Here is a 20,636-nt window from a genome sequence, read left to right as displayed (position 1 = left end):
GCGCGCCCGGGGCGTGGGGGGGGGGGGCGTGGCCCCGGCACCACTTCTCGCCGCGGGGGGGGGGGGGGGGGGCGGGTCACTGCTGCCCCCCCCCCCCCACCGGCGTATCCGGGGCTTTTGCGAGCAGGAAGCGGCGGGTAAGGTTAGGTTAGCCTCACCGATCAATCGGGACGGGCGCCACTGATAGATCCTGCCGTCGATCCCGATCGATGACGCACCGGGGAGGTGAACCGCATGTTCGTCTGCAACTGCTTCGGCATCACCGAAGAGCAGGTGAAGAAGCATGCGGACGACGGTGCGTGCACCCCCCGCCAGATAGCGTCGGCCTGCAAGGCGGGCACGGACTGTGGTTCGTGCGTACGACGCATCCAGGCACTGCTCGGCCGGGGCGCTTGCCCCACTCGCGAGCTGGTGAAGGAGGGCACTCCCGCGGTGGCCCTCGCTCCGGAGGCGGAACTTCCGGAAGCTGCCTAGCTTCCCGGAGCCGGCTAGCTCTCCGGCTGCTCGACGAGCTGCGCGATGTAGAGCGGCTCGCCCAGCTTCTCGATCAGCTCCAGCTGGGTGTCGAGATAGTCGATGTGGTGCTCCTCGTCCTCGAGGATCGACTCGAAGATGTTCGCGGACGTGATGTCGCCCTTGCCGCGCATCACCTCGACACCGCGCTTGAGGCGGTCGATCGCCTCCACCTCGATCTGCCGGTCGGCCTGGAACATCTCGGTGACCGTCTGGCCCACCCGGACATGGAAGAGCCGCTGGTAGTTGGGCAGGCCGTCGAGGAACAGGATCCGGTCGGTCAGCGTCTCGGCGTGCTTCATCTCGTCGAACGACTCGGCCCGGGTGTACTTGGCGAGCTTCGGCCAGCCGAAGTTCTCCTGCATTTTCGCGTGAAGGAAGTACTGGTTGATCGCCGTCAGTTCGGCGGTCAGCTGCTCATTGAGAAACTCGATGACCTCGGGGTCGCCCTGCATCGCAGAGGCTCCTTCCAAGTGTGTTGACTGGCCAGGTAGCGCGCATCTTTGCACCGGTGTTCGGAGGTCGTCCAGTAAGTGCACGCTTAGTAGGAGTTGCCCGAATCAGCGTTTGGGCGGGGGCTGCCTGGTCACGTCCACTGCCCCGGGTCTGTCAGGATGGAGGCATGGGTCAGCCGGCGGATCACGCATCTCGGAGAGCAGCGGAGCCGGAGCTTCCACCGGGACAGCGCCTGCAGCGCGGCTGGCCGGTCACGCACTATGGCCCGGTGCCGAAGTTCCGCCCGGAGCGCTGGGAGTTCAGGGTCTTCGGGGCCACCGCCGACGGCGAGAAGCACTGCTGGACGCATGAGGAGTTCTCGGCTCTTCCGTACGCCACCGTCGTCGCCGATCTGCACTGCGTCACGAAATTCAGCATGCTCGGCGCCGAATGGGGCGGGGTGCCCGCGCGTGCGCTGCTCGACATCGCGCCGCCCGCGCCCAATGCCACGCATGTGATGGTCTGGGCCGAGTACGGCTTCAGCTCGAATCTGCGGATGGCCGACTTCGCCTCCGACCGCACGATTTTCGCCACGCACAAGGGCGGCGAACTGCTCACCGCCGAGCACGGTTTCCCGCTGCGGCTCGTGGTGCCCCATCTGTACGCCTGGAAGGGCCCCAAGTGGGTCCGCGGCATCGAGTACATGACGGCCGACCGTCGCGGCTTCTGGGAGGAGCGCGGCTATCACAACGTCGGCGACCCCTGGGCCGAGCAGCGGTACTCGTACCAGGAAGAGCCCGGGGACGGCCCCGAGCTCTAGTCCTGCGTACGCCGCTGATTTCGCTGGTCAGTGGTGGTACTGGTGCACCACCGCGTGGCCCTTGCCGCGGCCGATCATCCACTTGTTGACCGGAGTGGTGATCACGAACGCGGCGGCGAGCGCGATGGCGAGGATCCACCAGAACATCGGGTCCGAGAGATGGGCGTCCATCGCTCCCGGCCAGAACGCGATCACGGCGTTGTCGATCAGCTCCATCACCGCGATGGACAGGGTGTCCGCGGCGAGTGCGACCCGGAACGCCGTCTTGAAATCGACCCCGGCCTTGAGAACGCCGCGCAGGGTCAGGGCGTAGCCGAAGAAGAAGGCCAGGACGATCGCGAGGATCATCGTCTGCACGTTGCCCCAGCCGAGCGCGGTGCCGATCACCATGCCGAGGACCTCGCCGATGGCGCACCCGGTGAGGCAGTGCAGCGTCGCCTGGGCCGCCATGCGCCAGCTGACCTTGCCGATGCCGTGCGCGTGCTGCTGCATGGGAAGCCCTCAGCCGTCCCTGAGCTTCTTCAGCCGCGCCACGTCCGCCGCGTGCCCCTCCTTGCCGCCCGGTGTCTCGATGATCAGCGGTACGCCGTCGGTCGCGGGGTGGGCCATCAGCGCGCGGAACGGGTCCTCGCCGATGTGGCCGGTGCCGATGTTCTCGTGGCGGTCCTTGTGGGCGCCGACCACGTCCTTGGAGTCATTGGCGTGCACCAGCTTCAGCCGGCCGTCGCCGACCGTGTCGACCAGGAGGTCGAGGGTCTGGTGCATGCCGCTCGGCCCGGTCAGGTCGTGGCCCGCCGCGAAGATGTGGCAGGTGTCCAGGCAGATCCCCAGCTTCGGGTGGGCGTCGAGCGCCTCGAAGTACGGGCCGAAGTCCCAGGTGCGGGAGCAGAGCGAGAAGCCCTGCCCGGCGGTCGACTCGAGGAGGAGATACGGATCGTCGTCGTGCGTCAGCTCGTCGAGCAGCGGCAGCATCCGGTCGCGCACCTGCTTCAGCGCGACGGAGCGGTCCCGGCCGCCGGTCGCGGAGCCGGTGTGCACGACGACGCCGAGCGCGCCGATCTCGCGGGCGCGGCGCAGCGAATGGCGCAGGGACTCCACGGACTTCTCGACGGTCGCCTCGGTGTGCGAGCCGAAGTTGATGAGATAGGGCGCGTGGACGTACGCGGGAATCCGCTCGGCGGCACAGGCCGCGCGGAACTCCTCGTCCTGCTTCGGATTGCCGGGCGGCGTGGCCCAGCCGCGCGGATTGGCGACGAAGACCTGGACGGTCTCGGCGCCCATCTCACGGGCGTACGAGAGCCCTACGGAGGCGAGCCCGCCGGCCACGGGGACATGACCGCCGACGGGGTTGCGGGATGCTGCGCTGGGGGACTTGTTGCTGCTCACAGGGTCCAGGGTGGCATGCGTGCGGGGCCGGTCCTTCGGCGGATGCGCCCCCGAAGGGGCGCGGGGAACTGCGCGACCAGCCACGACGCACTCGCAGGCGATAACCGAGCCACGATGCCCCCCCCCGCAGGGGGACGCTGAGCCCCCGCAGAAGGCCCCCGGCCAGACCTAGCGGATCTCGATGGTGATGGTCGACCCCTTGGGGGCCTCCTCGCCGCCCTCCACGGACTGATCGTTCACGGTGTCCCCGAAGAGGCCGAGCAGACCCTTGTCCTCGTCGACCTGGAAGCCCGCGTCCGTCAGCTTCTGCGTGGCCTCGTCGACCTTCATGCCCTCGACGTCCGGGACCTCGACCATCTGCGGGCCCTTGGAGATCTGCAGCGTGACCGTGTCACCCTCGGCGAGCTGCTTCTGGCCCTCCTTGGGGGACTGGGCGGCGACATCGCCCTTGTCCTCCTCGGAGTGGACCCGCGTCGTGGCGATCTTCACCTTGAGTCCGGCGTCCTCCAGCTCGGCGGTCGCGTCGGCCTCGGACTCGCCCGTCACGTCGGGGACGTCGACCGGGGAGCCCTTGCTGACGACGATCGCGATGGCGGAGCCGGCCTTGCGCTTGGTGCCCGTGCCCGGGTCCGTGCTGATCACGGAGCCCTTGCGGACCTCGTCGCTGAAGGCCCTGGTCGTCATGCCGGGAGCAAGCCCCGCGTCCTTGAGTTCCTGCTTCGCCGCGGCCAGCGGGGTGTCCTTGAGTTCAGGGACCTTGACGATCTCCGGGCCCAGCGAGACGGTCAGCGTCACGCCGTCGTTGCCCCGGATGCGCTCGCCCGCCTTGGGGTCGGTGGCCATGACCGTGCCCCGCTTGTCGGTGTCGCTGTACGCGCGCTTGACGTCCTTCACCTCGAGCCCGGCCTCGTCGAGCCGCTGCTTGGCCGCCGCCTCGGTCTTCGCCAGGAGCGGCGGGACGTTCGTGAACTGGCCGGAGTTGATGTACCAGACGCCCGCGCCGAGGCCGAGCGCCAGGAGCACGGCGGCGACGATCGCCAGGACCCCGCGGCGGGGGTTGGACCGCCCGCGTCCGCGGCCGGGGGCCTGCGGCGGGGCCGGCGGCGGTGTCGCCAGGATGCTGGTGTGGTTGAGCGGGTCCTGCCGCTGGTCATCGCCGTCCGCGGGGAGCGACAGCTGCACGGACCGCGCCGCGCGCGGGATCACGCTCGTACGGTCGTCGGCGTTGTCGTGCTCCGTGGTGCGCGCCTGCGGCGGCACCGCGTCCAGCTGCTCGAGGGAGAGCGCGGCCCGCGCCTCCCCGGTCTGCCCGAGGAGCGCCACCGCGTCGTGCGGGCGGACGTCCGGGGTGCGGGCGGTGGCGGAGGCGACCAGTTCGTCGAGCTCCACCGGGAGGCCCGGGACGGCCGCCGACGGGGGCGGCACGTCCTCGTGGAGGTGCTGGTAGAGCACCTGGGCCGGAGATTCGCCGGAGTGCGGCTTGGCGCCGGTCAGCATTTCGTAGAGCACGACACCGCACGCGTACACGTCGACGCGGGTGTCGGCCGTGCCGTGCTCTATCTGCTCGGGCGCGAGATAAGAGACCGTCCCGAGGACCGTGCCGGTCGTGTTCGTGACGGTGTCCACCGCGCGCACGAGGCCGAAGTCGGCGACCTTGACCCGGCCGTCGTCCCCTATGAGGACGTTCTCCGGCTTCATGTCGCGGTGCACGAACCCGGCGCGGTGCGCGGCGCCGAGCGCGGCGAGCACCGGCTCCAGGATGTCGAGCGCGGCCCGCGGCTGCAGGGCGCCGCGCTCGCGCAGGACGTCGCGCAGGGTGCACCCGGCGATGTACTCCATCGCCAGATAGACGTACGCACCGTCGGTGCCCTGGTCGTAGACCCCCACCACGTTCGGGTGCGAGAGCCGGGCGACCGACTTCGCCTCGCGGATGAAGCGGTCGACGAACGAGACGTCGGCGGCGAGCGTCGGGTGCATCACCTTGAGCGCGAGCACGCGGTCGAGGCGGGTGTCCACGGCCCGGTAGACCGTGGCCATCCCGCCTACCGCGATCCGTCCGTCCACGCGATATCGGCCGTCGAGCACCTGCCCGACGAGCGGGTCCTGAAGGGTCGTGTCCACGGGGGGAGTCTACGAGCCACCGCTGACACCGATGCCCGCGCGGGCGGCCCTGGGGCCCGACTGCAGCCGACCTGTAACAGGCGCAGCCGCTCAGAACGCCGGCCGCTCCGGATCCAGCCTGGCCAGGCCCTCCGCAGGAGAAGACGCCTCGGCGAAATGCCGCCGCGGAATCCGCCCCGCCCTAAAGGCCAGGCGCCCCGCGTCGACGCCGTGCCGCATGGCCTCCGCCATGAGCACCGGCTCCTGCGCCCGCGTCACGGCCGAGGCGAGCATCACACCCGCGCACCCCAGCTCCATCGCGAGCGCCGCGTCGGACGCCGTGCCCGCCCCCGCGTCCAGAATCACCGGCACGCGCGCGTGCTCGACGATCAGCTGGAAGTTGTGCGGGTTGCGGATCCCGAGCCCGGAGCCGATGGGCGACCCGAGCGGCATGATCGCCGCGCAGCCCACGTCCTCCAGCTTCCGGGCGAGGACCGGGTCGTCGTTCGTGTACGGAAGGACCGTGAAGCCGTCGTCGACCAGGGTCTCGGCGGCGTCGATGAGCTCGATCGGATCGGGGAGCAGGGTGCGCTCGTCCGCGATGACCTCCAGCTTCACCAGATCCGTGCCGAGCGCCTCCCGGGCGAGCCGGGCGGTCAGGACGGCCTCGCCCGCGGTGAAGCAGCCCGCCGTGTTCGGAAGGACCCGGATGCCGAGCCTGCCGAGCACGGAGAGCACCGAGCCCTGTACGCCGGGATCGAGGCGGCGCATCGCGACCGTGGTCAGCTCCGTCCCGGAGGCGACGAGTGACCGCTCGAGCACGTCGAGGCTGGGCGCACCGCCCGTACCCATGATCAGTCGTGAGGAGAGCGTGAGCCCGCCGATGACGAAGGGGTCGTCTGCCATGTCGGTTCAGCCTCCTTGGACGGCGGTGAGCACTTCGACGCGGTCGCCGTCGGCGAGCGCCGTGGTGGACCACCGCGCGCGCGGGACGACGGTTTCGTTGAGCGCCGCGGCGACGCCGGACGGGGCCGCGGTGAGCGTGGCGACCAGGGACTCGAGCGTGGTGCCCGCGGCCACCTCGCGGACTTCTCCGTTGACTGAGACGGCTGAGTGGGTCATGCGGGCTGCTCCATGAGGGACTGTGCCGAGGGTGTCGTCGCGAACCGGCGGGGGGTGAACGCCCGTGCGTCGTCGGGCAGTTCACCGGTGACCAGGGCGTGCGCCATGACGTCGCCGGTGACGGGCGTCAGCAGGACGCCGTTGCGGTAGTGGCCGGTGGCCAGCTGGAGGCCGGGCAGGGCGGTGGGGCCGAGCATCGGCGCGTTGTCGGGGGAGCCGGGGCGCAGTCCCGCGCGGGTCTCGGTCAGCGGCAGTTCCGTGATGCCCGGTACGAGTTCGTGGGCGTCCCGAAGCAGCTCGTACACGCCGCCCGCGGTGACCGTCGTGTCCCAGCCGAGCTCCTCGCTGGTGGCGCCGACCACCAGCTCGCCGTTCTCGCGCGGCACCAGATAGACCTGGCTGCCCCGGACCACGGCGCGCACTGTACGGCTCAGGAACGGCGCGTGGCGCTCCGGCACCGTAAGCCGCAGCACTTGCCCCTTGACCGGGCGAACGGGCGGCAGAACCCCCTCAGGGACCCCTGTGAGGCGTCCGCTGAGGCTGCCCGCGGCCAGCACGGTCCGGTCGGCCTCCAGGGCGGCGCCGTCGGCGAGGACGACACCGGTGGCCCGGTCGCGTACGACCGTCAGGCGCTCCGCCCACGCCCGGTGGAAGACCACGCCGGCCCGCTCGCACGCCACCAGGAGCGCCGCGGCGAGCCTGCGCGGGTCGACCTGGTGGTCGCCGTCCACACGGAGCCCGCCGCGCACGCCGGGCGCGAGCATCGGTTCGAGTCGGCGGCACTCGCGCCCGCTCAGCCACTCCGATGCAAGCCCCGACTGGCGCTGAAGGGCGTGCAGTTCGCGCAGATGGGCGCGGTCGTCGGAGTCCAGCGCGACGGCGAGCGTGCCGCAGGCGCGGTAGCCGAGATCGCGGCCGCTCGCCTCCGTCAGCTCCTGCGCGAACGCCGGATAGCGCTTCGCGGAGGCCAGATTCAGGCCGAGCAGCGTCTGCTCGCCGTAGTGGAGCTCGGTGACCGCGGCCAGCATGCCCGCGGCGACCTGCGCCGCGCCGCCGCCCGGCTCGGGGTCCACGACCGCCACGGACAGGCCGCGCTGCGCCGCCCGCCAGGCCGTGACCAGGCCGATGATGCCGCCCCCGACGACGAGGACGTCCGTCGTCGCATGGGGTGGTGTACGTGGATGCATGGGTGTCCAGCCCCTCCCTTCGCCGGCATGACCCGGATCAGGTTCGTACGGTCGGAGGCCGTCCCAGCCTCCCTCTCAGCCCGGTGCGTCCGGGCTCCCGCGAGTGCTCTGCACCGGCCACCCTAGCCCGTCGTGTCCGGTGGCAGTAGGGGGAGCTGTCCGGGTATGGGCGGTGACGGTGTGTCAGAGATCTCCTCGTCGCGCCCTGAAGTCGGCGTCCTGTGCCGCCCTACAGTGATCGGGTGAGCGAGCAGCAGAGGCAGGCAGAGCGCCAGGTCGTCATCGTCGGCGCGGGGATGGCCGGGGTGCAGACCGCCGTGGCCCTGCGCGATCAGGGGTTCACCGGTGCGGTCACCCTCATCGGGGCGGAACCCCATCAGCCGTACGACAGGCCGCCGCTGTCCAAGGCCGTGCTGCTCGGCAAGGCGGAGGGCTCCGCCTTCGACGTCGACTTCGAGGCGCTGGGCATCGAGCTGAGCCTGGGCCACGAGGTCACGGGCGTCCGCCCGGCGGACCACGAGCTCGACACCGCTTCGGGGCCGGTTCCCTACGACGCCCTCGTCATCGCGACCGGCGCCGAGCCGATCCTGCTGCCGGGCGCCTCCGGAGTCCCCGGCGTACATCTGCTGCGCACCCTGGACGACGCCGAACGGCTGCGCCCGGTGCTCGCCGAGCAGCACGACATCGTGGTCGTCGGGGCGGGCTGGATCGGCGCCGAGTTCGCCACCGCCGCGCGAGAGGCGGGCTGCGCGGTCACCGTGGTCGAGGCCGCCGAGCGGCCGCTCGCGGGGGCGCTGCCCGCCGAGGTCGCGGCGCCGATGACCGCCTGGTACGCGGACTCCGGGGCCGAACTGCGCACCCACGCGCGCGTGGAGCGCGTCGAGCCCGGCACCGTCTTCCTGGACGACGGCACCCGGCTGCCCGCCGGCGCGGTCGTCGTCGGCATCGGCGCCCGGCCCGCCACGCAGTGGCTCGCGGACTCCGGGATCGCCCTCGGCGCCCACCGGGAGGTCGTCGCCGACGACCACCTGAGGACCTCGGAACCGGACGTGTACGCGGTCGGGGACTGCTCCTCCTTCCCTTCGGGAAGGTATGGCGAGCGTCTCCTCGTCCACCACTGGGACAACGCCCTCCAGGGCCCGCGCACGGTCGCGGCCAACATCATCGGCGAGGCCCCCGCGGCGTACGACCCGGTCCCGTACTTCTGGTCCGAGCAGTTCGGCCGCTTCGTCCAGTACGCGGGACACCACAGCTCCGCCGACGCACTGGTGTGGCGCGGTGACCCGGCGGGTGCGGCCTGGACGGTGTGCTGGCTGCGCGCGGGCGCCCTGGTGGCCGTCCTCGCGGTGGGGCGCCCCCGGGACCTCGCCCAGGGCCGCAAGCTGATCGAGAGCGGCGCGCGGCTCGATCCGGCCAAGGCGGCGGATCCGTCGGTGCCGCTCAAGAAGGCGGTCCTGGAGTAGCCGCGCCGACTGTGCCGCCCTCTGTCAGTCGCCGGGGATACGCTTTGTCCTGTGACCGAGATTGACGCAAAGACTGATGCTCTCGTCCCCGCATGGCTCCACCTCCCCGACATCGCCGAAATGCTCGACGTCGAGGTGACGCGCGTGCGCCAGCTGGTCAAGGAGGGCCAGCTGATCGCCGTGCGCCGTGGTGAGAACCGCGCGCTCCAGGTGCCCGCCGCCTTCATCGACGGCGACAAGATCGTCAAGGGCCTGACCGGCACCTTGACGCTCCTGAGGGACGACGGCTTCTCCGACGAAGAGATGCTGGAGTGGCTCTTCACCGCCGACCCGACCCTGCCGGGCACGCCCGCGCAGGCGCTGAGCGAGAATCGCGGCACGGAGGTGAAGCGCCGCGCCCAGGCGCTCGCCGTCTGACCTGATCCGAACCGTGCGGTGTACGGGCCGCAGCGCGCTCCACGCGGCCCGTACGCCACCGCCACCGACACCCGGGGGGAACACTCCATGGCCATCACGCCTGCCCGCGAGCAGCTCGCCGACGCCCGCCTCTACCTGTGCGTGGACGCCCGCAAGCGCCAGGGAGACCTCCCGGAGTTCCTCGACGCCGTCCTCGGCGCCGGCGTCGACATCGTGCAGCTGCGCGACAAGGGCCTGGAGGCGGCCGAGGAGCTCGAGCACCTCCAGTTCTTCGCCGACGCCGCACGCCGGCACGGCAAGCTCCTCGCCGTGAACGACCGCGCGGACGTCGCGCACGCCATCGGCGCCGATGTGCTGCACCTGGGCCAGGGCGACCTGCCGGTGCCCGCGGCCCGCCGCATCCTGGGCGACGACGTCCTCATCGGCCGTTCCACGCACGCCGAGTCCGAGGCCGCGGCGGCGGCCGTCCAGGACGGCGTGGACTACTTCTGCACGGGCCCCTGCTGGCCAACCCCCACCAAGCCGGGACGGCACGCCCCCGGTCTCGACCTGGTCCGGTACACGGCGTCGCTGGGCACGGACCGCCCGTGGTTCGCGATCGGCGGCATCGACGCGGGCAATCTGGACGAGGTGCTCGAAGCGGGCGCCCGCCGCGTCGTCGTCGTCCGGGCCATCACCGAGGCGGACGATCCGGCCGCAGCCGCAGCGGACTTCGCGAAGCGGCTGCGTACGGCCTGATCGGCGTTCTTCGGCCATCCTCCGGGGAAGCTGTCCGTAAGGTGGACGGGGATTAGCCGGTGCGGCACCCCGTCGCTAACCTGCCCGTATGGCCCTAGGCACTGCTTCCACCAGGACAGATCGCGCACGCACCGTGCGCGACATGCTCGCGACCGGTAAGACCACGTACTCGTTCGAGTTCTCGGCGCCGAAGACCCCGAAGGGCGAGCGGAACCTGTGGAACGCGCTGCGCCGGGTCGAGGCGGTGGCTCCCAGCTTCGTCTCCGTGACGTATGGCGCGGGCGGTTCGACGCGTGCGGGCACGGTCAAGGAGACGGAGCAGATCGTCGCCGACTCGACGCTCACGCCTGTCGCCCATCTGACCGCGGTCGACCACTCCGTGGCCGAGCTGCGCAACATCATCGGGCAGTACGCGGACGCCGGGATCAGGAACATGCTCGCGGTCCGCGGCGACCCGCCCGGCGACCCGCTCGCCGACTGGGTCAAGCACCCCGAAGGCCTCACGTACGCCGCCGAACTGGTCCAGCTGATCAAGGAGTCGGGTGACTTCTGCGTGGGCGTCGCGGCTTTCCCCGCGATGCATCCGCGGTCGGACGACTGGGACACCGACGTCCGCCATTTCGTGGACAAGTGCCGCGCGGGCGCCGACTACGCGATCACACAGATGTTCTTCTACCCGGAGGAGTATCTGCGCCTTCGTGACCGGGTCGAGGCCGCGGGCTGTTCGACGCCGATCATCCCGGAGATCATGCCGGTGACGAACGTGCGCATGCTGGAGCGGCTGCCCCAGCTCAGCAACGCTTCTTTCCCGCCGGCGCTCAAAGAGCGCATCCTCACAGCCAAAGACGATCCGGCGGCTGTACGCTCCATTGGCATCGAGTTCGCGACGGAGTTCTGCGCGCGGTTGCTGGCCGAGGGTGTGCCGGGGCTGCACTTCATCACGCTCAACAACTCCACGGCGACGCTGGAAATCTACGAGAATCTGGGCCTGCATCACCACCAGGCCTGAAACGGCCGTACCCACGGGGCGGCGGCCGTGGGGAGAGGGGCGTACATGGGCTGGACGGTCCTCTACATCGCGTTCGGATGTGTCGCGCTGTGGCTGCTGGGCGAGGTGCTGCTGCAGTACAAGGCGCGGCTGCGCTGGCGCCTGCTCGCCTTCGGGGGCTTCCTCGGGGTGGTCATCGGCGTCCTGATGCCGTCGGTGGTCGTCATCGGGGCCGGCGCGATCGCCTTCGCGACGGGTCAGACGTACGTGACGCTGTCGTTCCGCCGCGGCTTCTCGACCGGCTGGGCGCTCGGCGGCCAGCCCGGCCTGAGCAAGCGCCGCAAGACCTCGCCACGGGCCGCCGCCCAGGACCCGACGCTCCAGGTCTCCGACCTCGCGTACGAGCAGCCTGAGCCGCCCGCGCACGCGCCTGGCGAGGGCGTCTACGCGCCGGAGCCGCTGCCGGACGACACCGGGCAGTACGGCGTGTACAGCGACTCCGCGTACGCACAGGAGCAGCCCGCCCAGGACAGCGGCTACGGCTACGACACGTACGCCACTGCGGGCTACGACCCGCAGCAGCCTTACGCCTACGGGGAGACCGGACAGCAGCAGTACGCCGCGTATTCCGACCCGTACATCGGGACGCAGACCTACGGCGGCCAGCAGAGCTACGACACCTACGGCGACCAGCAGCCGTACCCGCCCTATCCCGCCGCCGATCCGTACGGCAATGGCAATGGCGGCGGTGGCTACAGCGAGACGCCGCCCGGCGGGGTCTGGGTGCCGCAGCAGCGCAGCGTCGACGACCCTTACGGGGCGTACGGGGGCGAACTCCCGCCCGAGCAGCCCTATCCCCACCAGGGCGAGCAGCACGTCAACGGGCAGAACGGGTACGACGCGGGGTACAACGAGCAGTACCGCTACTGACCCCGGCGCTCACTGCGAGCCGCGGAACTCCGGTCCTTCCACGATCAGCCCGGCGACCAGCGTGCCCGACATGCCGGCGTGCGGAAGCCCGCCGCCCGGGTGCGACCAGCCGCCGACCGCGAAGAGCCCCGGCACCCGCGTGCTGTTGGCCGGGTGAAGCAGCCGGCCTTCGCCCGCCGCGAGGGACGGGGGCGGGACCGCGCCGCCTGCGGCGCCGGTGGCCTCCGCGATGTCGGCCGGGGTGCGGACCTCGTGCCACAGGAGCCGCTCCCGCAGCCCCGGCACGGCCGTCTCGGCGCGGGTCAGCAGCCGGTCCACGTCCGCCTCGGTGATCTCCGTGTGCGCGGGGACGGTGACCGTGAGGGCGACCGCCTCGTGCCCGGTGTCGGGCGTGAGCGACGGGTCGTCGGGGCGCAGCACCGTGACGGTCGGCGTGGCGGGCAGCCCCGGGCGGTCCCCGAAGAGCCGGTCGAGCTCGTCCTGCCGGTCGGGGGTGTGCAGCACCGTCCGGTGCGGCGTCCCCGCGGGCCGCGCTCCGCGCAGTGCGAGGAGCACCGTGAGGCGGCTGGGCAGTCCGTACCTGGCCGGTACCTCACCCTCCGCTCGTATGTTCACACCGGATGCCCCGGACATGCCGGATACACCGGACAGCAGGCCGTCCAGTACGCCGGGCGCGACACCGGCGACCACGAAGTCCGCCTCGTGCGCCGTCCCGTCCGCGAGCTCCACGCCCGCCGCGCGGCCGTCCTTCTCGACGATCCGGGTCACCGCGGAGTCGAACGCGAACTCGACCCTGCGGGCCAGGCACCGCTCGTACACGGCTTGGGCGAGGGCGCGCATCCCGCCGCGCACGGACCATGCGCCGAAGGTGTGCTCCAGGTAGGGCAGGACGGCCGCGCTCGCCGGGGCCGTCCGCGGATCGAGGCCGTACGCGAGGGCGTACTGCTCGAGGAGCGCGCGCAGCCGGGCGTCGCTGCCCAGTTCGAGCTCGGCGACCTCGGTGAGAGTGGCCGCGCGGCGCTCGCGCCGCAGGAGGCGCTTGTGGGGCACCGAGGGGTAGGGCTCGCGGTCGGCCAGCACCTGCCAGTTCGGCCAGAGCGGCTCTTCCAGGAGGGGGCGGCGGGTGCGGTCCCAGGCCTCACGGGCGCGGTTCATGAACGCCGACCAACGGTCGCCCGCACCGCTGCCGAGTGCCGCGTCCAGGGCCTCGCCGACGCCCGCGCGGGACGCGTTCGGCAGATCGGCCGTGGTGCCGTCCGCGAAGACGTGCCGGACCGCGGGCTCGACCTGGGACAGCTCGACGACCTTCTCCAGCGGCTCCTTGCCCGTCTTCACGAACAAGTCGCGGTAGACGGCGGGGAGATGGAGCAGGCTTGGGCCCGTGTCGAACGCGAAGCCGTCCCGCTCCACGCGGCCGAGCGCGCCGCCGTACGTCCCCGACCGCTCGTGCACCACCACCCGGTGGCCCGCGACGGTCAGCCGGGCGGCCGCCGCCATCGCGCCCATCCCGGCGCCGATCACCACAATCCGTGCCATGCGAAAAACCTTATCGGCCACCACTGACAGTCACGCCGGGAGCCCTCAGTCCGGCGGCCGGCCCAGCCGCGCCGCGATCCGCTTCTCCTCGCGCCGCTGGGCCCTGCGCCGCAGGAACCGCCGGATCCGCGAGATCAGGAAGACCAGTATCAGCAGCCCGAGGAGCAGCAGCACCGCCGCGATGATCGCCGCGGCCTCCGGGTAGAACATCGCGAAGCTGATGATCCCGCCGACCCCGAGATCCTCCGCCGTGCTGACGATGATGTTGCTGAACGGCTCGGGGGAGCTGTTGATCGCCATCCGCGTCCCGGCCTTGACGCAGTGACTGGCCAGCGCAGTCGACCCGCCCACCGCTCCGGCCGCCAGATCCGGCAGCGAGCCGCTCTGCCCCGCGAGCAGCGCCCCGACCACGGCGCCGGACACCGGCCGGATCACCGTGTGCACGGAGTCCCATATCGAGTCGACGTACGGGATCTTGTCGGCGACGGCCTCGCAGGCGAACAGCACCCCGGCGACGACGAGCACATCGGTGCGCTGCAGCGACTCGGGCACCTCGTCGGTGACGCCGGTCGCGCCGAAGACACCGAGCAGCAGGACCACGGCGTACGCGTTGATCCCGCTCGCCCAGCCACTGGTGAACACCAGGGGGAGTACGGACACGGACGCGATCGTAACCAGTGCCGGACCCCCGGGCGTGGGGTTGAGCACCCAGGCCTGAGTATCCGTACCTAGTGAGGGAGATGAGTACGTACGCGGATGGGTCCCGACCTGCGAAGACGGAAGAGTGAGGGGCACGGAGAAGGGCGCGGCGCCGGTACCGCCGACACGGGGCGGCGGAACCGCGCAGCGCCCTTGGCCGCTCCTCCCACCCCACCGAAGGTGGGAGCGAGGCACGGGGGTGACTCGGGGATGACCGCCCGGGGCCGAACGGGGGTTTCGGGGGAACGAGAAGCGCCGGTCCGGCGCCGCCTGGAGATCGGGTGGCACCGGACCGGCGCTCTGCTGTGTGCTGTCCGGCCTTCTGTGTGCCGCTCAGCGGCCTCCGCTCACCCGGCCCTGCAGCAGCCGTGAGAGCGCCGAGTGCACGTCGTCGAGCGAGCGTTCCGGCTGGAAGGCCTGCCAGTCGAGCGCCGCGACGAGGACCATCCCGACGAGCGCGGCGGCCGTCAGGGGGATGTCGATCTCCTCGCTGAGCTCGCCGTTCTCGACGCCTCCGCGCAGTACGTCCTCGACCACGGCGACCGCCTGCTGCCTGACCACCATCAGCGTGGACTGCCAGGCCCGGTTGGTGCGCCAGAGCTCGGCGACGTACAGCTGGGTGAAGGCCGGATAGCGGTCGATGAAGACCAGGCCGGCCCGGATCATCGCGTCCAGGGCGTCGACCTTGCTGCCGCCGCTCGCGTCGGCCTTCTCGGCCGCCTCCTTCAGGGAGGCGGTGAGCAGGCCGACGCCGTGTCGAAGGAGCTCTTCGAAGAGGACCGATTTGCTCGCGAAGTTGTAGTAGACCGTGCCCTTCGCCACCCCGGCCCGCTCGGCGATCTCGTCGACCGTCGTGGCCGAGAAGCCCTGCTCGGCGATGAGCGTGACGGCCGCCTCGTAGAGCTTCTGCCGGGTGGCCTCGCGCCGGGTGCTGGTTGCGCTGCTGTCCATGGGCCCGATTCTCACAGGTCTTGCGGTGCTCACAGGCTCAGCTCCGGGTGCAGTCGGTCCAGCGTCCACACCTGCTTGCGGCGCGCGGAGAGCGCGGTGAGCGCGAGGGCGCCCAGCGTGAAGGCAGTGAGCACCGCGCACGCCTGCCAGACGGGGCCGAGTCCGCCGCCCGTGATGAGCCTCCGTAGCGCGTCGACGACGTAACTCATCGGCAAGAAGGGGTGGATCGCGCCGAAGAAGGACGGGCTGGTCTGGACGGGGTACGTGCCGCCCGCCGAGGTCAGCTGCAGCATCAGGACCGCCAGGACGAGGATCCGCCCAGCCGCTCCGAAGCGTGCGTTGAGCCACTGCACGATCGCCGCGAAGCAGCACGTCACCAGGCAGAGGAAGCCCACGGTCCCGGCCGCACGCGCCATCTGCAGGCCGAGGCCCCAGTGCAGGACCGACATCAGGGCGGCCGTCTGCAGCACGCCCAGGGCGGCGACCGGCAGCCAGCCCGCGAACGCGATCCGCCAGGCGGACGCGCCCGCGGCGAGCGCGCGCCGGTTCAGCGGCTGGATCAGCATGTACGCCACCATCGCGCCGACCCACAGGGAGAGCGGGATGAAGTACGGGGCGAAACCGGTGCCGTAGTTGGGCGCCTTGTGCATCGACTGGGAGGCGAGCTGCACGGGGTCGGCCATCACGTCGGTGCGCTGGTCGCGGTCCTTCCTGTCGTAGTCGGGGATCTGCTCGACGCCGTCGTGCAGTCCGCTCGCCAGCTTCCCGGAGCCGTCGGCCAGCTTGAACAGGCCGCCCTCCAGGTCGTTCGCGCCCGTCTTGAGCTTGCCGACGCCCTCGTCGAGGTCGACGGAGCCGGTCTTGGCGGTGCCGAGGCCCGTGTGCAGCTTCTTGGCGCCCTTGGCGACCTTCCCCGCGCCCTTGTTGAGGCCGTTGATCTGGGTGATCGCGGTCTCCAGGTCCTCGTCGAGGTGCGGTGCGCGGTCGGCCAGTGCCTGCGACTTCTTCTGCAGCGTGGCGAGGTGCTTGTCGAGCGCCTTGACGTCGCTGTCCTGGTCCTTGATCAAGGTGTTCATGTCGTCCGCGATGGTCGACACGTTCTCCGCGGACTTCTTGGCCTCCTTGAGCTTCGGGCAGGAGGGGGAGGGAAGGGGGGCCTTCTCGCACTGCTCCGTGTAGAGGTCGCCGATGACCTTGGAGCCGTCAGCCGCCCTCTTGGCCGCCCCGGGCGCGAGCTTGACCCAGGTGTCCAGGTTGTGGCGCATCGCCTTGGAGGAGTCGGCGACGAGCTGCGCCGTGTCCCCGATGGTCTTGCCGTTGTCCTTCAGGAAGGGCCGCACCTGGTCCGCGGTGCCGTTGACCTTGTCGGCCAGCTTCTGTGTGCCGTCCGAGACCTTCTTCGAGCCGTCCTTCAGCTCGCCCGCGCCCTTGTGGAGCTTCTTGATGCCTCCGGCCAGATCGCCGCTGCCGTCCTTGGCGTCCTTCAGGCCCTTCGCGAGGTCCTTCGAACCCTTCTTCGCCTTGCCGATGCCGCCGTCGAGCTTGTCGGCGCCCTTGGCGGCCTTCGCGGTCGCCCCGTGGATGTCCGAGAACGAGATGAAGATCTTGTCGAGGAAGGAGCGGGATGCCTTCGTGGAGGCTGCCGTACGCACCTCGGAGAAGACCGTCCGCGAGATCTGCCCGACGATGTAGTTGTTGGCGTCGTTCGTCCTGACCTGCAGGGCACCCGTCTCCGGGGAGCCGCCCGAACTCGACGCGATGCGCTTGCTGAAGTCCGACGGCATCGTCAGGGACAGGTAGTACGTCCCGTCCTCGACGCCGTCGCGCGCCTCGGCGGCGCTCACCTCGTGCCAGTCGAAGGTCTTGCTGTCCCGCAGCCCGTCGACGATGCCGTCGCCCGCCGCGAGCTTCTTGCCCCCGGCGGTGGCGCCCTTGTCGTCGTTGACGAGCGCGACGGGTATCCGGTCGAGACGGCCGTACGGGTCCCAGAAGGAACACAGGTACAGGGCGCCGTACAGCAGGGGCAGCAGCAGGAGGGCGACGAGCGCCGCTCGGGGCAGCTTCCCCCTGCCGAAGCGCCTGAGCTCGAGCGAGGCCAGCTTAGGCGCGCGCATCGGCCGCCTCCTTGTCGTGTGTCTCGGGCTCGGTCTCGGTCTCGGTGGCTTCGGATGCGGCTTCGGGCTCGCCGTCGCCGTCGGCGTCGGCGGGTCGCTCGGTGGACACGACGACCGCGTCATCGGGTGCCTCGCTGCACACCGCGACGACCGTGGTGCCGCGCTCGGCGATCGACCTCAACAGGGCCCAGGCCGCCACCCGTTCGGCGTCCGAGAGCTTGAGGTCGATGTCGTCGACGCCGAGCAGCCGCGGCCGCCCGATCAGCGCGAGGGCCACGGAGAGCCGCAGCGCCTCCAGGCGTTCCAGATCGCGTACGGAGGTGCGCCGGCCCTTGGGCAGCGACTCCATGTCGAGTCCCGCCGCGGTCAGCGCCGTGTCGATCCGCAGCCGTGCCTCGGTCGCCCGCTCGGCCCGCGGCTTCAGCAGATCCCGCAGCGAGCCGCCGAACCGCCGCTGCAGCAGCGCCCGTTCGTGCAGATGCTCGGCGACGGTCAGTGCCGGGTCGAGATCCGTGACGCCGGGCACGGGCCCGAGCGCGCTGATCCGGCGCACCGCCGCGAGCTGCTTGGGCAGCCGGAAGCCGCCCACCGAGGCATCGCCCTCGGTCGGGCGCATACGTCCGGTGAGTGCGAGCAGGAGACAGGTGCGGCCCGACCCCGATGGCCCCTCGACCGCGATCAGCGCCCCCGGCTCCGCGTCGACATCGACCCCGCGGAACGCCCAGCCCCGCGGCCCCTTCAGGCCGAAGCCCTTGGCTGTGACAGCGGCTCCCCGCCGACCGTCGTCCGTCGGACCGTCCACGGTCCCCCCTCGCACCCTCTTTTGAACTGACTGGTCAGTGCAAAAACTAGCGCGAAGCCGTGATCGAGGCAAAGTCGCAGGTCAGAGCCGATTGTCAGTGGCGTACTTCACGATGGGCACATACGGCCACTGAGCCGTCACGCGACGACAGGAGGTTCGTCATGGCCAGCACTTCCGCAGCAGCCGCACGTCGGCACCGCCCCGTCGGCCCTGCCCCCTCACTGACCGGCCCGGCGAGCGACGTCCACCCCGTCCTGCGCCGGGCCACGGCCCCGCCCGCCGCACTCGAACTGCTCGCCCAGGCCCGCGCCGGACTCGACGAGGCAGCGCACCTGCAGACCTCGAACGAGCGCTACGCCACCGCCCACCTCGCCGCCCTGCGCACCGCGGCCGCCGTCCTCGCCGCCCGTGGCCGCCCCGAGACGACACCGCGCCGCAGGCAGCGGATCCGCAGCGCCTGGGAAGTGCTCCCGGAGATAGCGCCCGAACTGACGGAGTGGAGCGCCCTGTTCGCATCGGGCGCCGCGCGCAGGGCCCGCGCCGAGGCGGGCATACGGGGCGCGGCCACCACCCGCGACGCCGACGACCTGATGCGTGACACCGCGATGTTCCTTCGCCTGGTCGAGCGGATGCTGGTGCTGCAGCCCGTGCTGCCCCAGCCCAGGCAGGAGCCGCCGGACGCCGGGTGACGGGGCAGTCGGCCGAAGGCAATAGGGTGGGAACGCCCGCACCCTCCTGGGCCGCTCATCGGCCGAGAGGAGGGAACCCCCCTAGCTCCGCCGCGGACCACGCGGTGGACGCGCCGAGGAGTCAACTGCCGTGTCGGACCCGATGCGCCCCCGCGCTTCTCTCCGTACCGCCGTGGTCTGGGAGGTCCTCAAGGACGCTCTCGACCGCCGGGTCAAGGCCACGGGCCGCGAGTCGCTCGATGTGCTCGACACCGGGGGCGGCAGTGGCAACTTCGCGGTGCCCGTCGCCCGCCTCGGCCACACCGTCACCGTCGTCGACCCCAGCCCGAACGCGCTCTTCGCCCTCGAGCGCCGGGCCGCCGAGGCCGGCGTCGCCGACCGGGTGCGCGGCGTCCAGGGCGACGTACACGGCCTGTTCGACGTCGTGGAGCGCGGCGGGTACGACGCCGTGCTGTGCCACGGCGTCCTGGAGTACGTGGACGACCCCGCCGAGGGCGTACGCAACGCCGTCGGCGCCCTGCGTCCCTCCGGCACCCTCAGCCTGCTCGCCGCGGGCCTCGGCGGGGCCGTGCTCGCCAGGGCGCTCGCCGGGCACTTCACCGAGGCCAGGCAGGCGCTCGGCGACCCCGCCGGCCGCTGGGGCGACGGCGACCCCGTGCCCCGGCGGTTCACCGCCGAGCAGCTCACCGGTCTCGTCGAGGACGCGGGTGTGCGGGTCGGCGCGGTGCACGGCGTGCGCGTCTTCGCCGACCTCGTCCCCGGCGTCCTGGTGGACACCGAGCCCGGCGCCCTGGAGGCCCTGCTCAAGCTGGAGGCGGCGGCCGCGGAGCTCGCCGCCTTCCATGCCGTGGCCACCCAGCTGCATGTGCTCGGTGAGACCGGGGATGCCGACGAGGCCTGATGTCCGCCCTGGCCGCCGCGCTGATCAGGGGCGCAGCGGCACATGGAGTACGGCACACACCCTCCGAACGGGCTACGAGCGCCGTATGATCGAGGCAGACCGTCCGGCATGCCGGACCGGCAGCTGGGGAATGCACGCTTCAGCGAGCCGGAGCGGCAGGGCGGTCCGGTTTGGCGAAGTTGGCGCAGAGGGGCGGGTTTCACGGGGGCGATTCCCTGCCTATCCTGAAGGGGACCCCCGGTCGCCCCGGCGACTGCACGATGAGGAGGACTCCGTGCCGCTCTCGGAGCACGAGCAGCGCATGCTCGAGCAGATGGAGCGAGCGCTGTACGCCGAAGATCCCAAGTTCGCGACAGCGCTCGAGGGAAGCGGGCTGCGTACGTACACCCGGCGACGGGTCTACCAAGCGGTCGCGGGCTTCCTTGTGGGTATCGCCCTTCTCATGGCCGGAATGGTCGCCCAGCTGATCTGGGTCAGCGTGGTGGGATTCCTCGTCATGCTGGGATGTGCGGTGCTCGCGGTCACTGGATGGCGCAAAGCGCCCAAGCCTGGCGAACAGCCCGCAGCCGGTGCTGCCACGGCGCCGGGCGGCGCTCCCGCCCGTCGGCAGACCAGGCAACGCCGGTCGGTGATGGACCGGATCGAGCAGCGGTGGCAGCGCCGCCGCGACGAGCAACAGGGGCAATGAACTTCTGGGCTTCGCCCAGCCGATCTCTCCGTAGCTGATCTTTCCGTCAGCCGTCGGCCACCACTGTGTGGGGTTCGGGAGGAATGTTTTTTGAGCCCCCTGTGGGAATCCGTGTGTAACCACTGTGGGGGGCGCTTGACAGCAGGGGGGTGTTTGA

At 71.3% G+C, this 20,636-nt stretch carries 22 protein-coding genes and 1 riboswitch; of the genes, 10 read left to right on the top strand and 12 right to left on the bottom strand.

Going from position 1 to position 20,636, the window contains the following annotated elements; genetic code table 11:
• The first annotated feature begins 234 nt into the window (after positions 1-234).
• Positions 235-474 (top strand): bacterioferritin-associated ferredoxin, encoded by a 240-nt coding sequence (locus tag ACFWY6_RS17875; protein ID WP_266867912.1) that lies wholly within the window; start codon positions 235-237, stop codon positions 472-474.
• Between the two features lie 14 nt (positions 475-488).
• On the opposite strand, the gene bfr is transcribed toward ACFWY6_RS17875, so the two are convergent.
• Positions 489-968, bottom strand: coding sequence for a bacterioferritin (gene bfr, locus ACFWY6_RS17870; protein WP_384690963.1), 480 nt, complete (start codon positions 966-968; stop codon positions 489-491).
• 167 nt (positions 969-1,135) lie between these two features.
• Here bfr and ACFWY6_RS17865 point away from each other — a divergent pair, with 167 nt between their 5' ends.
• A complete protein-coding gene (locus ACFWY6_RS17865) occupies positions 1,136-1,768 on the top strand; it encodes a sulfite oxidase-like oxidoreductase (RefSeq protein WP_266867914.1) in 633 nt (210 codons plus the stop codon).
• A 27-nt stretch (positions 1,769-1,795) separates the two neighbouring features.
• Here ACFWY6_RS17865 and ACFWY6_RS17860 read toward each other — a convergent pair whose 3' ends face one another.
• From ACFWY6_RS17860 to thiO, 6 genes are all read right to left on the bottom strand, one after another.
• Positions 1,796-2,260, bottom strand: coding sequence for a DUF4396 domain-containing protein (locus ACFWY6_RS17860; RefSeq protein ID WP_384690959.1), 465 nt, complete (start codon positions 2,258-2,260; stop codon positions 1,796-1,798).
• Between the two features lie 9 nt (positions 2,261-2,269).
• On the bottom strand, positions 2,270-3,154 hold the full coding sequence (locus ACFWY6_RS17855) for a deoxyribonuclease IV (RefSeq protein ID WP_384690957.1): 885 nt from the start codon (positions 3,152-3,154) through the stop codon (positions 2,270-2,272).
• A 168-nt stretch (positions 3,155-3,322) separates the two neighbouring features.
• On the bottom strand, positions 3,323-5,275 hold the full coding sequence (pknB, locus tag ACFWY6_RS17850) for a Stk1 family PASTA domain-containing Ser/Thr kinase (protein ID WP_384690954.1): 1,953 nt from the start codon (positions 5,273-5,275) through the stop codon (positions 3,323-3,325).
• Positions 5,276-5,365: 90 nt separating this feature from the next.
• Positions 5,366-6,160: a thiazole synthase gene (locus tag ACFWY6_RS17845; RefSeq protein WP_266867921.1), complete on the bottom strand. Its 795-nt coding sequence runs from the start codon at positions 6,158-6,160 to the stop codon at positions 5,366-5,368.
• Positions 6,161-6,166: 6 nt separating this feature from the next.
• Positions 6,167-6,376, bottom strand: coding sequence for a sulfur carrier protein ThiS (gene thiS, locus ACFWY6_RS17840; protein ID WP_266867923.1), 210 nt, complete (start codon positions 6,374-6,376; stop codon positions 6,167-6,169).
• Positions 6,373-7,563: a glycine oxidase ThiO gene (gene thiO, locus ACFWY6_RS17835; protein ID WP_384690950.1), complete on the bottom strand. Its 1,191-nt coding sequence runs from the start codon at positions 7,561-7,563 to the stop codon at positions 6,373-6,375. The genes thiS and thiO overlap by 4 nt, the downstream gene beginning before the upstream one ends.
• Positions 7,561-7,674, bottom strand: a riboswitch (TPP riboswitch). (Overlaps the previous gene by 3 nt.)
• A gap of 185 nt (positions 7,675-7,859) precedes the next feature.
• Between thiO and ACFWY6_RS17830 the strand changes: the two genes are divergently transcribed.
• From ACFWY6_RS17830 to ACFWY6_RS17810, 5 genes are all read left to right on the top strand, one after another.
• Positions 7,860-9,026, top strand: coding sequence for an NAD(P)/FAD-dependent oxidoreductase (locus tag ACFWY6_RS17830; RefSeq protein WP_384690993.1), 1,167 nt, complete (start codon positions 7,860-7,862; stop codon positions 9,024-9,026).
• A 51-nt stretch (positions 9,027-9,077) separates the two neighbouring features.
• Positions 9,078-9,443 carry an Rv2175c family DNA-binding protein gene (locus tag ACFWY6_RS17825; protein ID WP_360763222.1) on the top strand — a complete coding sequence of 122 codons (366 nt, stop codon included), beginning with the start codon at positions 9,078-9,080 and terminating at the stop codon, positions 9,441-9,443.
• A gap of 87 nt (positions 9,444-9,530) precedes the next feature.
• Complete coding sequence (gene thiE, locus ACFWY6_RS17820; RefSeq protein ID WP_266867929.1) at positions 9,531-10,181, top strand: thiamine phosphate synthase; 651 nt, start codon at positions 9,531-9,533, stop codon at positions 10,179-10,181.
• Between the two features lie 88 nt (positions 10,182-10,269).
• On the top strand, positions 10,270-11,190 hold the full coding sequence (gene metF / locus ACFWY6_RS17815; RefSeq protein ID WP_384690945.1) for a methylenetetrahydrofolate reductase [NAD(P)H]: 921 nt from the start codon (positions 10,270-10,272) through the stop codon (positions 11,188-11,190).
• 45 nt (positions 11,191-11,235) lie between these two features.
• On the top strand, positions 11,236-12,099 hold the full coding sequence (locus tag ACFWY6_RS17810) for a hypothetical protein (protein ID WP_384690942.1): 864 nt from the start codon (positions 11,236-11,238) through the stop codon (positions 12,097-12,099).
• A gap of 9 nt (positions 12,100-12,108) precedes the next feature.
• Here ACFWY6_RS17810 and ACFWY6_RS17805 read toward each other — a convergent pair whose 3' ends face one another.
• The 5 genes from ACFWY6_RS17805 to ACFWY6_RS17785 all read right to left on the bottom strand — a co-directional run bounded on the left by ACFWY6_RS17805 (position 12,109) and on the right by ACFWY6_RS17785 (position 18,201).
• Entirely contained in the window at positions 12,109-13,635 is a 1,527-nt protein-coding gene (locus tag ACFWY6_RS17805) for a phytoene desaturase family protein (protein ID WP_384690939.1), read from the bottom strand.
• Between the two features lie 45 nt (positions 13,636-13,680).
• Positions 13,681-14,295 (bottom strand): DUF4126 domain-containing protein, encoded by a 615-nt coding sequence (locus ACFWY6_RS17800; RefSeq protein ID WP_266867935.1) that lies wholly within the window; start codon positions 14,293-14,295, stop codon positions 13,681-13,683.
• Between the two features lie 372 nt (positions 14,296-14,667).
• Complete coding sequence (locus ACFWY6_RS17795; protein WP_266867937.1) at positions 14,668-15,285, bottom strand: TetR/AcrR family transcriptional regulator; 618 nt, start codon at positions 15,283-15,285, stop codon at positions 14,668-14,670.
• A 29-nt stretch (positions 15,286-15,314) separates the two neighbouring features.
• Complete coding sequence (locus ACFWY6_RS17790) at positions 15,315-17,399, bottom strand: YhgE/Pip family protein (RefSeq protein ID WP_384690935.1); 2,085 nt, start codon at positions 17,397-17,399, stop codon at positions 15,315-15,317.
• On the bottom strand, positions 17,386-18,201 hold the full coding sequence (locus ACFWY6_RS17785; RefSeq protein WP_384690932.1) for an ATP-binding cassette domain-containing protein: 816 nt from the start codon (positions 18,199-18,201) through the stop codon (positions 17,386-17,388). Before ACFWY6_RS17785 ends, ACFWY6_RS17790 begins: the two co-directional genes overlap by 14 nt.
• Positions 18,202-18,362: 161 nt before the next feature.
• On the opposite strand from ACFWY6_RS17785, the gene ACFWY6_RS17780 reads away from it, so the two are divergent.
• From ACFWY6_RS17780 to ACFWY6_RS17770, 3 genes are all read left to right on the top strand, one after another.
• Positions 18,363-18,890, top strand: coding sequence for an SAV_6107 family HEPN domain-containing protein (locus tag ACFWY6_RS17780; RefSeq protein ID WP_384690930.1), 528 nt, complete (start codon positions 18,363-18,365; stop codon positions 18,888-18,890).
• A 130-nt stretch (positions 18,891-19,020) separates the two neighbouring features.
• Positions 19,021-19,791, top strand: a complete 771-nt coding sequence (locus tag ACFWY6_RS17775) for a methyltransferase (RefSeq protein ID WP_384690927.1) — start codon at positions 19,021-19,023, stop codon at positions 19,789-19,791.
• A 274-nt stretch (positions 19,792-20,065) separates the two neighbouring features.
• On the top strand, positions 20,066-20,479 hold the full coding sequence (locus ACFWY6_RS17770) for a DUF3040 domain-containing protein (protein WP_266867945.1): 414 nt from the start codon (positions 20,066-20,068) through the stop codon (positions 20,477-20,479).
• Positions 20,480-20,636: the final 157 nt, after the last annotated feature.

Origin of the sequence: Streptomyces sp. NPDC059037, from assembly GCF_042740015.1 — a bacterium.
Taxonomy (GTDB): Bacteria; Actinomycetota; Actinomycetes; order Streptomycetales; family Streptomycetaceae; genus Streptomyces.
Note: the sequence above shows the minus strand (reverse complement) of the source record. Positions and strands in the feature narration are given on the sequence as shown.

Excerpts from the sequence above, each read along its gene's own strand:
- bfr (WP_384690963.1), bottom strand. The coding sequence starts at position 968 with ATGCAGGGCGACCCCGAGGTCATCGAGTTTCTCAATGAGCAGCTGACC.
- ACFWY6_RS17810 (WP_384690942.1), top strand. The coding sequence starts at position 11,236 with ATGGGCTGGACGGTCCTCTACATCGCGTTCGGATGTGTCGCGCTGTGG.
- thiS (WP_266867923.1), bottom strand. The coding sequence starts at position 6,376 with ATGACCCACTCAGCCGTCTCAGTCAACGGAGAAGTCCGCGAGGTGGCC.
- ACFWY6_RS17780 (WP_384690930.1), top strand. The coding sequence starts at position 18,363 with ATGGCCAGCACTTCCGCAGCAGCCGCACGTCGGCACCGCCCCGTCGGC.
- ACFWY6_RS17845 (WP_266867921.1), bottom strand. The coding sequence starts at position 6,160 with ATGGCAGACGACCCCTTCGTCATCGGCGGGCTCACGCTCTCCTCACGA.
- thiE (WP_266867929.1), top strand. The coding sequence starts at position 9,531 with ATGGCCATCACGCCTGCCCGCGAGCAGCTCGCCGACGCCCGCCTCTAC.
- ACFWY6_RS17795 (WP_266867937.1), bottom strand. The coding sequence starts at position 15,285 with ATGGACAGCAGCGCAACCAGCACCCGGCGCGAGGCCACCCGGCAGAAG.
- ACFWY6_RS17860 (WP_384690959.1), bottom strand. The coding sequence starts at position 2,260 with ATGCAGCAGCACGCGCACGGCATCGGCAAGGTCAGCTGGCGCATGGCG.
- ACFWY6_RS17865 (WP_266867914.1), top strand. The coding sequence starts at position 1,136 with ATGGGTCAGCCGGCGGATCACGCATCTCGGAGAGCAGCGGAGCCGGAG.
- metF (WP_384690945.1), top strand. The coding sequence starts at position 10,270 with ATGGCCCTAGGCACTGCTTCCACCAGGACAGATCGCGCACGCACCGTG.
- ACFWY6_RS17805 (WP_384690939.1), bottom strand. The coding sequence starts at position 13,635 with ATGGCACGGATTGTGGTGATCGGCGCCGGGATGGGCGCGATGGCGGCG.
- ACFWY6_RS17875 (WP_266867912.1), top strand. The coding sequence starts at position 235 with ATGTTCGTCTGCAACTGCTTCGGCATCACCGAAGAGCAGGTGAAGAAG.
- thiO (WP_384690950.1), bottom strand. The coding sequence starts at position 7,563 with ATGCATCCACGTACACCACCCCATGCGACGACGGACGTCCTCGTCGTC.
- ACFWY6_RS17830 (WP_384690993.1), top strand. The coding sequence starts at position 7,860 with ATGGCCGGGGTGCAGACCGCCGTGGCCCTGCGCGATCAGGGGTTCACC.
- ACFWY6_RS17790 (WP_384690935.1), bottom strand. The coding sequence starts at position 17,399 with ATGCGCGCGCCTAAGCTGGCCTCGCTCGAGCTCAGGCGCTTCGGCAGG.